11 protein-coding genes are annotated in these 13,907 nt (G+C 65.6%); 9 read left to right on the top strand and 2 right to left on the bottom strand.

Features of this window, described 5'->3' with window-relative positions:
- Positions 1–23: 23 nt before the first annotated feature.
- Positions 24–863, bottom strand: coding sequence for a LysR family transcriptional regulator (locus DK368_RS12165; protein ID WP_114394235.1), 840 nt, complete (start codon positions 861–863; stop codon positions 24–26).
- A 127-nt stretch (positions 864–990) separates the two neighbouring features.
- On the opposite strand from DK368_RS12165, the gene DK368_RS12160 reads away from it, so the two are divergent.
- The 5 genes from DK368_RS12160 to DK368_RS12140 all read left to right on the top strand — a co-directional run bounded on the left by DK368_RS12160 (position 991) and on the right by DK368_RS12140 (position 9,900).
- Positions 991–1,392 carry a tautomerase family protein gene (locus tag DK368_RS12160; RefSeq protein WP_114394234.1) on the top strand — a complete coding sequence of 134 codons (402 nt, stop codon included), beginning with the start codon at positions 991–993 and terminating at the stop codon, positions 1,390–1,392.
- Positions 1,393–1,600: 208 nt separating this feature from the next.
- Positions 1,601–3,880, top strand: coding sequence for an NADP-dependent malic enzyme (locus tag DK368_RS12155; RefSeq protein ID WP_114394233.1), 2,280 nt, complete (start codon positions 1,601–1,603; stop codon positions 3,878–3,880).
- Positions 3,877–5,283 (top strand): magnesium transporter, encoded by a 1,407-nt coding sequence (gene mgtE / locus DK368_RS12150; protein ID WP_114394232.1) that lies wholly within the window; start codon positions 3,877–3,879, stop codon positions 5,281–5,283. Before DK368_RS12155 ends, mgtE begins: the two co-directional genes overlap by 4 nt.
- A gap of 327 nt (positions 5,284–5,610) precedes the next feature.
- A complete protein-coding gene (locus DK368_RS12145; protein WP_114394231.1) occupies positions 5,611–8,547 on the top strand; it encodes a TonB-dependent receptor domain-containing protein in 2,937 nt (978 codons plus the stop codon).
- 180 nt (positions 8,548–8,727) lie between these two features.
- Positions 8,728–9,900: an isovaleryl-CoA dehydrogenase gene (locus DK368_RS12140; RefSeq protein WP_114394230.1), complete on the top strand. Its 1,173-nt coding sequence runs from the start codon at positions 8,728–8,730 to the stop codon at positions 9,898–9,900.
- A gap of 59 nt (positions 9,901–9,959) precedes the next feature.
- Here DK368_RS12140 and DK368_RS12135 read toward each other — a convergent pair whose 3' ends face one another.
- The gene (locus DK368_RS12135) at positions 9,960–10,352 is read right to left on the bottom strand and encodes a Crp/Fnr family transcriptional regulator (RefSeq protein ID WP_162306012.1); all 393 of its coding nucleotides are present in this window, start codon (positions 10,350–10,352) and stop codon (positions 9,960–9,962) included.
- A gap of 203 nt (positions 10,353–10,555) precedes the next feature.
- Between DK368_RS12135 and DK368_RS12130 the strand changes: the two genes are divergently transcribed.
- From DK368_RS12130 to DK368_RS12115, 4 genes are all read left to right on the top strand, one after another.
- Positions 10,556–11,155 (top strand): TetR/AcrR family transcriptional regulator, encoded by a 600-nt coding sequence (locus DK368_RS12130; protein WP_114394228.1) that lies wholly within the window; start codon positions 10,556–10,558, stop codon positions 11,153–11,155.
- A gap of 122 nt (positions 11,156–11,277) precedes the next feature.
- On the top strand, positions 11,278–12,093 hold the full coding sequence (locus DK368_RS12125) for an alpha/beta fold hydrolase (RefSeq protein WP_162306011.1): 816 nt from the start codon (positions 11,278–11,280) through the stop codon (positions 12,091–12,093).
- Between the two features lie 84 nt (positions 12,094–12,177).
- The gene (locus DK368_RS12120; RefSeq protein WP_205028204.1) at positions 12,178–12,570 is read left to right on the top strand and encodes an MAPEG family protein; all 393 of its coding nucleotides are present in this window, start codon (positions 12,178–12,180) and stop codon (positions 12,568–12,570) included.
- Between the two features lie 63 nt (positions 12,571–12,633).
- The gene (locus DK368_RS12115; RefSeq protein WP_114394425.1) at positions 12,634–13,821 is read left to right on the top strand and encodes an acetyl-CoA C-acyltransferase; all 1,188 of its coding nucleotides are present in this window, start codon (positions 12,634–12,636) and stop codon (positions 13,819–13,821) included.
- The last annotated feature ends 86 nt before the right edge of the window (positions 13,822–13,907 follow it).

Raw genomic sequence — 13,907 nt, 5'->3', positions numbered from 1 at the left:
TCGCCCTTTTCGCTTTTCCGGGATCAGGCCAGGGCCGCACGCATGCCGGCGGCGATGCCGCGCAACGCCGCGGCCAGTGTCGGCGTGCCCGACCGGCCCAGCAGGACAACCTCCGACGGTGGCAGGGGCGGCAGCCCCAGGGCCGGCCCGATGTCCGGCGCCTGGTGACTGCCGAACCGGCCCATGGGGGCAATGCCGAAGCCCGCCGTGATGCCGGCGAGCAACACGGCGCAGCTTCCCGCCACCAGGCTTTCCCGCCAGGCAAGGCCGGCGCGGTCCAAGGCCCTGATGGCGGCGGCCCGCACGGCACACGGGGGACCCAATGTCGCCAGGGGCAGAGGCTGGTCCGGGTGAACCGACGCCATGTCGCCACGCCAGCCCAACGGGTCGATGCCCAGCACATCGCCCTCCAGCCCCCCGGCCTCGCGCCGGATGAGGGCCGCATCCAACTCCCCCTCGTCAAAGGCGATCCGCAAGGGTTGCGACAGGGAGACCTTGACCTCCAGATCGATCTCGCTCCCCAGCGCCGCCCGCAATCGTGCCAGAACCACGCCCGTCGCGCCGCCCATCACATGGTCGCTGATCCCGAGCCGGAGGCGTGTCGGTGTCCGCCGGCGGAACCCCGCCGCACGATCATGGGCAGCCAGCAGCAGCCGGGCTTCAGCCAGAAAGCGCAGGCCCTCCGCCGTGGGACGGACAAAGCGGGGAGAGCGATCAAGGAGGCGGGTTCCCAACCGCTCCTCCAGGGCTTTGATGCGCTGGCTGACGACGGGCTGCACCGTTCCCGCCGCCTCCGCCGCGCGGGTGAGGCCGCCGAGATCAATGGTCATCACGAACAGACGTACCGATTCGAGATCCAGCATCACCCTGGGCTCATCTGGCTATCATAGTGATCTGCAATGATAGCAATATCTAATAATAGCGTTCCACTGGTTTTAGCGGTGGGCAAGGATATCCGGGCCAAGAAACCCGTCTGTGAGGAGAGACGATATGCCCATGATCACGATCCGCTTCATCCAGCCCGAAGGCGTCGATCTGCGCGCCACCCTTGCCGAGGCGGCGTCCGGGTGGTCGGCGCAGCATCTGGGCAAGGATAAGGATGTCACGGCTGTTCTGGTGGAGCCGGTCGATCCCGCCGGCTGGTTCATCGCCGGTCGCCGTCCGGCCGATGCGGGGCTGTCCGCGTTCTGGCTCGATGTCAAAATCACGGCCGGCACCAACACCAAGGCGGAAACCGCCCGCTTCGTCCGCGAAGCCTTCGCCGGGATGGAGCGGCTGCTGGGGCCGCTGCATCCGGAATCCTATGTCCTGGTCCATGCCGTCGACGGCCATGCCTATGGTTTTGGCGGACGCACACAGGAGCAGCGCTGGGCACAGGTGCAGGCCGGCTGAGCGGGCCGCGATCGGGCGGGCGGACTCGGCCGTCACGGCACCGGCAGCCGTGCCGAGATCGGGGGCGGGACCGCGGCGGGGACACGGCCCGACAGATTGGCATGACAGGGCGTCGGGGGCGCATTCCTCCTGGACAAGCCACATTGCCGCAGCCTAAGCAGGATGCGTTCAACTGCCAAATCCGCTCGGCTTTTCCAGGATTTCCGCCATGTCCGACAGCTTCCGCGACGCCGCCCTCGACTATCACCGGCTGCCGGTGCCCGGAAAGATCGCCGTCACCCCGACCAAGCCGCTGGCGACCCAGCGCGATCTGGCTCTGGCCTATTCGCCGGGCGTGGCCGCGGCCTGCGAGGAGATCGTCAAGGACGAGGCCAACGCGGCCAAATACACCAGCCGTGGCAATCTGGTGGCCGTCATCAGCAACGGCACGGCCGTGCTGGGCCTGGGCGACATCGGTCCGCTGGCGTCGAAGCCGGTGATGGAGGGCAAGGGCGTCCTGTTCAAGAAGTTCGCCGGCATCGACGTCTTCGACATCGAGGTCAACGAGAAGGACCCGGACAGGCTGGTGGAGGTGATCGCTGCGCTGGAGCCCAGCTTCGGTGGCATCAACCTGGAGGACATCAAGGCGCCCGAATGCTTCTATGTCGAGAAGAAGCTGCGCGAGCGCATGAAGATCCCGGTCTTCCATGACGACCAGCACGGCACGGCCATCATCGTGGCCGCCGCCATCACCAATGCGCTGAAGCTGACCGGCCGTGACATCGGCTCGGTCAAGCTGGTGGCCAGCGGCGCCGGTGCCGCGGCGCTGGCCTGTCTCGACCTGCTGGTGGATCTGGGCCTGCCGGTGGAGAACATCTGGGTCAGCGATATCGCCGGCGTGGTCTATGAGGGCCGCACCGAGCTGATGGACCCGCGCAAGGCCCGCTACGCCAAGAAGACCAACGCCCGTACCCTGGGCGACATCATCGGCGACGCCGACGTCTTCCTGGGGCTGTCGGCGCCGCGGGTGCTGACCGGGGAGATGGTGCAGCGCATGGCCAAGGCGCCCATCGTCATGGCCCTGGCCAATCCGACGCCGGAGATCATGCCGGAGGAGGCGCGGGCGGCCCGTCCGGACGCCATCATCGCCACTGGCCGCTCCGACTATCCCAACCAGGTCAACAATGTCCTCTGCTTCCCCTTCATCTTCCGCGGCGCGCTGGATGTGGGGGCCACCACCATCAACGAGGCGATGAAGATCGCCGCGGTCAAGGCCATCGCCCGGCTGGCCCAGGCCGAGGTGCATGATGTGGTCGCCACCGCCTATGGCGGTACGCCGCCCAGCTTCGGTGCCGACTATCTGATCCCGCGCCCGTTCGATCCGCGGCTGATGCTGGAGATCGCGCCGGCCGTGGCCAAGGCCGCCATGGACAGCGGCGTCGCCACCCGTCCCATCGCCGATTTCGCCGCCTATCGCGAGCAGCTGGGCCAGTTCGTCTTCCGCTCCGGCCTGACCATGAAGCCGGTCTTCGCCAAGGCCAAGGCTGATCCCCGGCGCATCGTCTATGCCGAGGGCGAGGAGGAGCGGGTGCTGCGGGCCGCCCAGCAGGTTCTGGACGACCGGCTGGCCCAGCCCGTGCTGATCGGCCGGCGCGAGGTGGTGCAGCGCCGCATCGACAAGCTGGGGCTGCGCCTGCGCGTGGGCGAGAATGTGCGGCTGATCGATCCGCAGAACGATCCCGCCTACAGCGACTACTGGCAGAGCTACCATCGCATCATGGAGCGGCGCGGCGTCAGCCCCGACCGGGCCCGGCAGGTCCTGCGCACCAACACCACCGTCATTGGCGCGCTGATGGTGGAGAAGGGGGATGCCGATGCCCTGATCTGCGGCACTGTCGGCCTGTATGACTGGCACCTGAAGCATGTCATGGATGTCATCGGCCTGCGGCCCGGCGCCCGTGTGGCGGCGGCGCTCAGCGTGCTGATCCTCAACCGCGGCACCTTCTTCCTGACCGACACCTATGTGAATGCCGATCCCAGCGCCCAGGATCTGGCCGAGATCACCGAACTGGCGGCGGAGGAGGTCCGGCGCTTCGGTCTGGCGCCCAAGGTGGCGCTGCTGTCCCATTCCAGCTTCGGCAGCCATGGCGACGAATCGGCCCTGAAGATGCGGGCGGCGCTGCAGGCCATCACCAGCCGGTGCCCGGCGCTGGAGGTGGAGGGCGAGATGCATGCCGATGCCGCCATCAGCCCGGAGATCCGCCAGCGCATCTTCCCGAACTCGCGCCTGTCCGGTGCGGCCAACCTGCTGGTCATGCCCGACCGCGACAGCGCCAATGTCTCCTTCAACCTGCTGAAGGTTCTGGGCGACGGGCTGGCGGTCGGCCCGGTGCTGCTGGGGGCGGCCAAGCCGGCGCACATCCTGACGCCCAGCGTGACCGTGCGCGGCATCGTCAACATGTCCGCCCTGGCCGTCGTCGACGCCCAGATGCACACGAAAGGCGCATGAGCGGCGGGGCGGATCTTCCCCCGGGCGACAACCGGCCCCACCGGGTGGGGCCGGAGCAGGCGGGTGATGGCCTGGCCATCATCCACGATTGTCTTGCGGCCGGTGACACGGTTCAGGCGGCACGGCTGCTGGCCGGGGAACACCCGTCCGATGTGGCCCAGCTGCTGGAGCAGCTGGACGCCGACGGCCGGGCGCAGGTGGTGGATCTGCTGCGCCCGGATTTCGATGCGGAGATCCTGGCCTATCTGCCGGGCGATCTGCGCGACGAGCTGATCGAGCAGCTGAATCCGGCCGAACTGGCGGCGGCCGTGGCCGAGCTGGAGACCGACGACGCCGTCGACGTCATCCAGGATCTGGACGAGCAGGCCCAGGCCGAGATTCTGGCCAACCTGCCGCCGGAGGCGCGGGCGCTGGTCGAGGAAGGCCTGACCTTCCCGGAATATTCGGCCGGCCGTCTGATGAGCCGGGCGTTCGTCTCGGTGCCCGTGTTCTGGACCGTCGGCGGCCTGCTGGACTATCTGCGCGCCGCCGCGGTCAGCGCGGACAGCGACGTTCCCGAGCAGTTCTACGATATCATCGTTGTCGATCCCATGCTGCGGGTGGCGGGCACCGTGCCGCTGTCGCGGGTCCTGCGGGCCAAGCGCGGAGTCAAGCTGGCGGACATCCTGCACGAGGATGTCCACCGCATCCCGGCCACCATGGACCAGGAGGAGGTGGCGCGCTGCTTCCGCAAATATGGCCTGGTCTCAGCCCCGGTGGTGGATGGTGCGGGCCGGCTTCTGGGTGTCATCACCGTCGACGACGTGGTGGATGTGATCGAGGAGGAGGCCGAGGCCGACCTTCTGGCCCTGGGCGGCGTGGAGGAGGGCGACCTCTACCGCGCCGTGCTGGACACCACGAAAAGCCGGTTCCGCTGGCTGGCCGTCAATCTGGTCACGGCCATCGTGGCCAGTCTGGTCATCGGCCTGTTCGAGGCCACCATCCAGCAGGTGGTGGCCCTGGCCGTGCTGATGCCCATCGTCGCCAGCATGGGCGGCAATGCCGGGACCCAGACCCTGACCGTGGCCGTGCGTGCCCTGGCCACGCGGGAACTGTCCCAGGCCAATGCCCTGCGCGTGGTCGGCAAGGAGGTGCTGGTCGGCGCCGCCAACGGCACCCTGTTCGCCGTGATCGCCGGCGGCGTGGCCTATGCCTGGTTCCATGATCCGCTGATCGGGCTGGTGATCGCCGCCGCCATGGTTGTCAACCTCCTCTGCGCCGGCCTGTTCGGCGCCTTGATCCCCCTGGTGCTGGACCGGCTGAAGATCGACCCGGCCGTGGCCTCCGGCGTCTTCCTGACCACCGTCACCGATGTGGTGGGTTTCCTGGCCTTTCTGGGGCTGGCGAGTTGGGTGCTGACCTGATCTGGCAGATTATGACCTGTAAGGCATTGCCTGCGCCTGCGGCGTGGAGCGGGGTATCTTTTTTGCGCAATAAAATTTCCTGAAACGTGAAGTTTGCCCAACATCGGTGAAGAAAAATTTCTTATCCGTCTTTTCTGTCGGCATAAGATTGCGATTGCTGCTGGATTGTTTGACATTTCTGCCACATGCAGCGTCAGATTCCCACGGCCGATTGCATAAAGATTGCGCACAGATAGACGTATTGGCTTAATCTCTATGGGCTTCTAGAAGGGATAATATCCTTTCTTTTGGTTGCTATAAAACAAACTGTTGAATGGGGAATAAACGATGAAGGGTAATCAAGCAGCCGTTGGGCGCTGCTTCCGCACCGCGTTGTTGGCTGGATCTGCCATCGTCCTGGCGGCTGGTGTAGCCAATGCGCAGGGAAGCGATACTCTGGAAGAAATTGTTGTGACCGGCTCGCGCATTGCCAGGTCCAACCTCACGGAAACTTCCCCGCTCCAGGTGATCGGTTCCGATAAGATTGAGGCGCAGGGTATTATCAATATCCAGGATGCGCTCATTCAGAATCCGACTTTCGGCACGCCGGGCTTTTCGCGAACCAATTCGAACTTCGACATCCAGAACTCGGGTGTTGCAACGGTTGATCTCCGTAATCTGGGGTCGAGCCGCACACTGGTGCTGGTCAACGGTCGCCGCTTTGTCGCCGGCATTCCTGGTTCCTCCGCCGTTGACCTGAATACCATCCCAACCGCGATGGTCGAGCGCGTCGAAATTCTGACGGGTGGTTCGTCCTCCGTCTACGGCTCCGACGCTGTGGCCGGTGTGGTCAACTTCATTATGAAGAAGGACTTCGAAGGCGTTCAGGCGGAAGCCCGCTATGGCATTTCCGAAGAAAGCGACGATATCGAAAAGGTCGGCAATGTCATGATCGGGGGCAAGATCGGCTCCCGCGGTCACGCCCTGGCCTATTTCGGCTATACTGAGCAGGGAGCGGTCTATTCCCGTAACCGGAGCCGGTCGGCCATCGACCAGCAGTCTCTGGGGACACTCACCGGCAACCCGGACGATGCGTTCTCCGTGCGTCGCCCCTATTATTCGACGAATCCGCCTCAGGGCCGTTTCGTCGCCGGCAACGGGGCTGGCACGAACTTCACGTTCGACCGCAACAACAATCTGCTGAACAGCTTCTCTCAGAACGGGTCGGACACGCGTGAGGCCGATGGCTACAACCGTAGCGCCATGCGCACCATCGCCATCCCGACGACCCGGTATGTTGCGGCGACCAATGCCGACTACGAAGTGACGGATTGGGCGAAGGCCTTTGTCGAACTGAATTATTCCAAGACCCGCACCCAGTCGCGGCTGGAGCCCTTCCCGCTGGCGACCAACAACGTCTTCCCGTCCAACCGCTGGAACGTCCAATACCGCAACTCGGCCGGCACGATTATCGATAACCCTCTGGTCCCCGCCGCGATTATGGCTGCGGCAACCGACCGTGACGGCGATGGCCTCAAGGACATCCAGTTCAACCGCCGTCTGAGCGAGATCGACAACCGCGGTTCACAGAACAACCGCGAGACCTTCCGTGCGGCAATCGGGCTTGACGGACAGATTCCGGGGATTGAAAGGGTCATCCCGACATTCAGCAACTGGCGTTGGGACACCTCCTATGTCTATGGGCAGACGACCCAGTCCCAGACCAGCACGGGCGCGGTCAATGTTCTGAATTTCCGACAGGCCCTGGACGTCGAAAGCGTCGGTGGTGTTCTGCAGTGCCGTGACGCCGTGGCGCGCGCTCAGGGATGCGTTCCGCTGAACATGTTCGGCTATAACACGATCAGCAAGGCTGCCGCCGACTATGTTCGTGCCGACCAGTCCCGGAATGCCGTAATCAATCAGAAGGTCGTTCAGGCCAACGCATCCGGCACGATTTTTGAGCTGCCCGCCGGCCCGGTGGGAATCGCCTTCGGCTATGAAAATCGCCTGGAGGAAAGCGATGCCAAGAATGACGCGCTGACCCAGGCCGGCCTGAATGGAAGCAATAAGAACCCGAACATTAAGGGCTCTTTCCGCGTTTCGGAGTTCTATGGCGAGACGAATGTCCCGCTGCTTGCCGATCTGCCGATGGTGAAAGAGTTGACGGCGAACGGTGCCATCCGTTTTGCCGATTATTCCACTGTCGGCAATGTGACCAGCTGGAGTGCCGGTGGCGACTATGCCCCGATCTCGGACGTTCGCTTCCGTCTCAGCTACGCCCAGTCCATTCGCGCTCCGAATATCGGCGAGCTTTATAATCCCGGTATCCAGACCTTCCCGACGGGCTTGATCGATCCTTGCTCGGGCGTGACTGCAACCACGGCTGGTCAGACGGCGGCCACCTGCCGCTCGATCCAGTCCATTGCAGACCGCATTGCCGCCCAGGGTTCTTTTACGCCGACCCAGTCGGAATTGCAGGGCATTAGCGGCTTCAACCGTGGTAATCCGAACCTTGGGGAAGAAACCGGTAAGAGCTGGACGATCGGCACGGTGCTGACTCCGAGATTCGCGCCTGATTTCGCATTCACCGTCGACTACTTTAATATCAAGATTGAAGATGCCGCGGCTTCCGTCGGTCGTCAGTATGCTCTGGACCAGTGCTATCGTAACGGCGATGGCAAGTCCGGTATGTATTGCTCTCTGATTACGCGTAACGGAGACGGTGCACTGCAGTATATCGATCAGTCGTCTCTCAACGTTGGTGTTGTGAAAACGACCGGTATCGATTTTACGGCTACTTATAACCTGGATCTGGAGGAAAATTTCAACCTCCCGGGCCAGCTTGGCTTCCGTGCTGCCTACACGCTGATGCTCAAGGGGTACCAGATCAACGTGCCGGGTGAAGATCCGGATCCGTTTGTCGGTGAAATCGGCGCATCCAAGCATCGTGCCAATATCGATGTGAATTATGCCTGGAACGACCTCTCCCTTAACGTGACAACTCGCTATATCGGGCCGGCTCGTCTGGAGAATACCTTCCTTACGAGCAACGGCTGGCCCGATGGCAAGGGCATCGGTGCCAAGATCTATAACGATGCCCAGATCCGCTATCGTCTGTTCGACGACAAGCTGGAGATGTTCTTCGGCGTGGATAACATCTTCAATACCAAGGCCCCGAATCTTGTGTCGGGTCTGCCGTCGAGCGTCACCGGTGCGGAAACCGACTCCGCCACTTATGACGTGATCGGCCGCGGCTATTACGGCGGTGTGAAGGTCACGTTCTGATCTCAACTTCAAGTGCCAAGATCCCTTATATGGGGTCTGTGGCGGAAATTCCGGGCCGCGTCTTCCTGTGAAGGCGCGGCCCCTTCTTTTTGCCGGTCGGTCTGTGTCTCTCTCCGGGCTTCCCCCGCGCCGCTGGTGGGGCTAGTGTCGGCGGCAAAATGTTACGGGAGAAACGACCACATGCTGCGCAACAGCCTGCCCCTGTTCGATTTCGGCCTTGGTGAAACGGCCGACGCGCTGCGCGATGCCGTGTCCGGCTTCGCCGGGGATGAGATCGCACCGCGGGCCGCGGAAATCGACCGCACCGACCAGTTCCCCATGGATCTCTGGCCCAAGATGGGGGCCATGGGCCTGCTCGGCGTCACCGTCGAGGAGGAGTATGGCGGGGCCGGCATGGGCTATGTGGAGCACATGGTGGCCATGGAGGAGATCAGCCGGGCCAGCGCCTCGGTCGGTCTCTCCTACGGCGCCCATTCCAATCTCTGCGTCAACCAGATCCGCCTCAACGGGCGAGAGGAGCAGCGCCGCCGCTATCTGCCCAAGCTGATCTCCGGCGAGCATGTGGGCGCCCTGGCCATGAGCGAGCCGGGGGCCGGGTCGGATGTGGTGTCGATGACGCTGCGGGCGGAGAAGCGGGGGGACCGCTTCATCCTCAATGGCAGCAAGATGTGGATCACCAACGGCCCCGATGCCGATACGCTGGTGGTCTATGCCAAGACCGATCCGGCGGCCGGTCCCAGGGGCATCACCGCCTTCATCATCGAGAAGGGCTTCAAGGGCTTCCGCGTCGCCCAGAAGCTCGACAAGCTGGGCATGCGCGGCAGCCACACGGGCGAGCTGGTGTTCGACGCGTGCGAGGTCCCGGAGGAGAACATCCTGGGCCAGCTGAACGGCGGCGTGCGCGTGCTGATGAGCGGGCTGGACTATGAGCGGGCGGTGCTGGCGGCGGGGCCGCTGGGCATCATGCAGGCCTGCCTGGATGTGGTGCTGCCCTATGTGCATGAGCGCCGCCAGTTCGGGCAGGCCATCGGCGAATTCCAGTTCATCCAGGGCAAGGTGGCCGACCTCTATGTGGCCCTGAACAGCGCCCGCGCCTATGTCTATGCCGTAGGCAAGGCGGCCGACCGCAAGCAGATCACCCGCAAGGACGCGGCTGGCGCCATCCTGCTGGCGGCGGAAAGCGCCACCAGATGCGCCCTGGATGCCATCCAGATCCTGGGGGGCAACGGCTACATCAATGATTATCCGACAGGGCGCCTGCTGCGCGACGCCAAGCTCTACGAGATCGGGGCAGGCACCTCGGAGATCCGGCGCATGCTGATCGGCCGCGAACTGTTCCGCGAGACGGCCTGAGTCCTGAGGCCAGCGGCATGACGCATCGGGGCCTGCCGCTGGCCCGCCTATACGCCCTGTCAGGCGTCAGCGGCCGGCGGAACACGCCCTTCCAACTCGTCCAGGCGGCGGGCCATGGTGCGGATATTGTCGATGAGGATCTGGACCAGCTGGCGCAGCAGCGGGTCGGCACCGTACAGGCTCTCCCGCAGGATGCTGGTCGGCATGCGCATCAGCACGCAGTCCTCCAGCGCCGTGGCATGGGCCATGCGCGGCTTGCGGTCGAAGATGGCCATTTCGCCGAACACGCCGCCGGCCTCGACGCGGCCGATCACTGTGGGGTGGTCCGCGCGCCCGCGCCAGATGCGGACGGCGCCCTGTTCGACCACATACAGGCTGTCGCCGGGGTCCCCTTCGTTGAAGATGGTTTCTCCTGGCGCGAAGCTGCGGCGCTGGAAGGCGGCAGAGGCCATGGGATCACTCCGCGGAGGAAAGACGGGACGGCAAGGGGCGGGAACTGCCCGCCCGGCACGCAGGGAGTGTTCTGTATCGGTCATGGTCTTGTAAAGCATGGTCGCTGTGCGGACGGCGAGGGGGACGGCTGCATTTTTCGCGCCGGGCACCGGATGCCGGGTCCGGCTTGACAAAAGAACGATCGTTCGTTTTACATGTTGGCATGAGCAAGGGCGAACGCACCAGGGCCGCCATCCTGGATCAGGCGCTGGCACTGACCAGCACGGACGGACTGTCGGGGTTGACCATCGGCACCCTGGCCGAGCAGCTGGGCATGTCGAAAAGCGGCCTGTTCGCGCATTTCGGCAGCAAGGAGCAGTTGCAGCAGGCGGTTGTCGACCATGCGGCCGCGCTGTTCGCCGAGACCGTGGTGAAGCCGGCGCTGGACAAGCCGCGTGGATTGCCGCGACTGCTGGCCTTCTTCGATGGCTGGATCGCCTGGTCGAAGGAACCACCGTTGCCGGGCGGCTGCCCGCTGCAGGCGGCCAGCTTCGAGCTGGATGACCGGCCCGGCCCATTGCGGGACGTGGTGGCGCGCACGCAGGGCGAATTGCGGCAGTTCGTGGCCGGCGGCGCCCGGCGGGCGATCGAGGCCGGGCACTTCCGCAGCGATCTCGATGTGGACCAGTTTGCGTTCGAAGCCATTGCCATCGCCTATGCCTTCACCATGAACCAGCGGCTGCTGCGCCATCCCTTGGCCGAGGGGTGGGCGCGGACGGCAATCGACGGTCTGGTGCAGCGGGCAAGCCGCCGCGTGGTCTGATCACCCCGGTGGACAATGGGTCCACCCGTTCGGAGGACTGGATGATGGTTGCCCCTGACAATGCGGCCGGCCCTTTTTCTGCATCACGTAAAAGCACGAACGTTCGTGATATTGAGGGCGGAATGCCAGAGAACTTGCCCGGTGGTGCAGGCGTGATCCGGTCCTGGACCGCGCCCGCGCGGGCGGCGCGGGCCTTCCTGACCCCTCGGCGTCTGGTGGTTCCGCCGGCTCTGCCCGAGCCGCCCGGCGGACAGGTCATCCCCGTGCCTGGATTCGCACCGCATCTCAATGTCCGCGGCTGGGGGCCGGCGGCGGCGCCGGCCGTGCTGCTGGTGCATGGATGGGAACGCAGCCTGTATGACATGGTGCCGCTGGTGCCGCTGCTGCTGGCGCAGGGCCTGCGTGTCCTCGCCGTCGATGCGCCGGCGCATGGCCGCAGCGGCGGCGACACGGCCAGCCTCATCGACATCGCCCGCGCTATCTCCGCCGTGGTCGCCACGGTCGGTGGCGTGGCCGCTGCTGTCGGGCATTCGCTGGGGGCGGCCGCCCTGGTGCTGTCCATGGCGGAGGGGATGGACCCCGGCCGCGTCGTCCTGTTGGCCCCGGCTCCGGCACCTTTGCCCTATGCCCTGGACTGTGCCCGGCAGCATGGGCTGGATGCCGACCAGACGATGGAGATGCTGGCCCTGCTGGATCAGGCCTTCGGCTGTCCGGTGGCGGCTCTGTCCACGGCGGTGGCGGCGGAGGGCCTGCGGCAGCCGGCGCTGCTGATCCACGCGCTGGATGACCGCGTGACGCCGGTGGCGGACAGCCTGCACCTCGCCGCCTGCTGGCCCGGCGCGCGTCTGCATCTGGTGGAGGGGCTGGGGCACAACCGGCTGCTGCGCGATCCCGGTGTGCTGCAGCAGGTTGCCGCCTTTGTGATCGGAGCCGCATGAGCCGGCGGTCGACCAAACCGTGCGGGCGCTTTATCTTCCTCCCGCAGAATAAGCGGGCGGAACGCCCGAAGAACGGAGACGGTGATGGCCAGTGTGATGATTACGCCCCTCTATGCCGGGATCCTGGGGCTGCTGCTGATGCTGCTGTCGCTGCTGGTGGTGAAGCAGCGGATGAAGCACAAGGTGCTTCTGGGTGATGACGGTGTGCCGGCCCTGAGGCTGGCCATCCGGGTTCACGCCAACTTCATCGAATATGTGCCGCTGGCCCTGGTTCTGATCCTGCTGCTGGAGCTGATGGCCGCTCCACCGGCGTTGTTGCACGGGCTGGGGATCGCGCTGCTGGCCGGCCGCATCGGCCATGCCCAGGGGCTTGGCCGGACGGCGAAGCCCTCGGTGGGGCGTTTCCTCGGCACCATCCTGACCTGGGGGGCGATTCTGGTCGCCTCTGTTGCGCTGCTGGCGCGGACCATGCTGTAAGCATCCGCGAAACCGGTCGTCCGGCCCAGAAGAGGCCGGGACCCAATCGGGAGTGAAATGCCGATGTCTGCTGATCCGATCGTGATCGTATCCGCCGCCCGCACCGCCATGGGCGGCATGATGGGCGACCTGTCCGGCCTGACCGCGGCCCAGCTGGGGGCCGCCGCCGTCAAGGCCGCCATTGAGCGGGCCGGTATCGCCGGCGATGACGTGGGCGAACTGGTCATGGGCAATGTGCTCCAGGCCGGGCAGGGGCAGGCGCCCGGCCGGCAGGCGGCGCTGGGCGCGGGGCTGCCGCAGTCGGTGCCCTGCAGCACCCTGAACAAAATGTGCGGCAGCGGCATGAAGGCGGCCATGCTGGCCCATGACCTGATCCGCGCCGGCAGTGCCGACATCGTGGTGGCCGCTGGCATGGAGAGCATGTCCAACGCCCCCTATCTGCTGGACCGGGCCCGCAGCGGCTACCGCTATGGCCACGGCACCATCTACGATCATATGGCGCTGGACGGGCTGGAGGACGCCTATAACCGTGGCCGCGCCATGGGCACCTATGCCGAGGACACCGCCACCCACTACCAGTTCACCCGCGAGATGCAGGATGCCTATGCGCTGGAGTCCCTGCGCCGGGCCAAGGCTGCCATTGAGGGTGGCCGCTTCGAGGGCGAGGTGGTGCCGGTCACGGTGACGTCCCGCGCCGGGGAGAGTGTGGTGGCCCGGGACGAGCAGCCGCTGAAGGCCAAGCCGGAGAAGATTCCCGGCCTGAAGCCGGCCTTCCGCAAGGACGGCACCGTCACCGCCGCCAACAGCAGCTCCATCAGCGATGGGGCCGCCGCCCTGGTGCTGATGACGCGGTCGCAGGCGGAAAAGCGGGGGCTGAAGATCCTGGCCGAGATCGTCGGCCATGCCAGCCACGCCCGCGCCCCGGCCTGGTTCACCACGGCCCCGGTCGGGGCCATGCAGACCCTGTTCGAGAAGACCGGCTGGACCGCGCGCGACGTGGATCTGTTCGAGATCAACGAGGCCTTCGCCGTGGTCGCCATGGCCGCCATGCGCGATCTCGACATCCCGCACGACAAGGTCAACGTCCATGGCGGGGCCTGCGCCCTGGGCCATCCCATCGGCGCCTCGGGCGCCCGGATCCTGGTGACGCTGCTGGCGGCGCTGGAAACCTACGGCCTCAAGCGCGGGGTGGCGTCCCTGTGCATCGGCGGCGGCGAGGCCACCGCCATGGCCGTGCAGCGGGTGCAGTAACGCCCGCCGCGATCACGACACCCGCCGCCCCTGCCACCGCCGCACCGGTGACAGGGGCGGCGATGGAGGACTAGGCTCACCGGATC

Source organism: Oleisolibacter albus (assembly GCF_003336875.1).
Lineage (GTDB): Bacteria > Pseudomonadota > Alphaproteobacteria > Azospirillales > Azospirillaceae > Niveispirillum > Niveispirillum album.
Note: the sequence above shows the minus strand (reverse complement) of the source record. Positions and strands in the feature narration are given on the sequence as shown.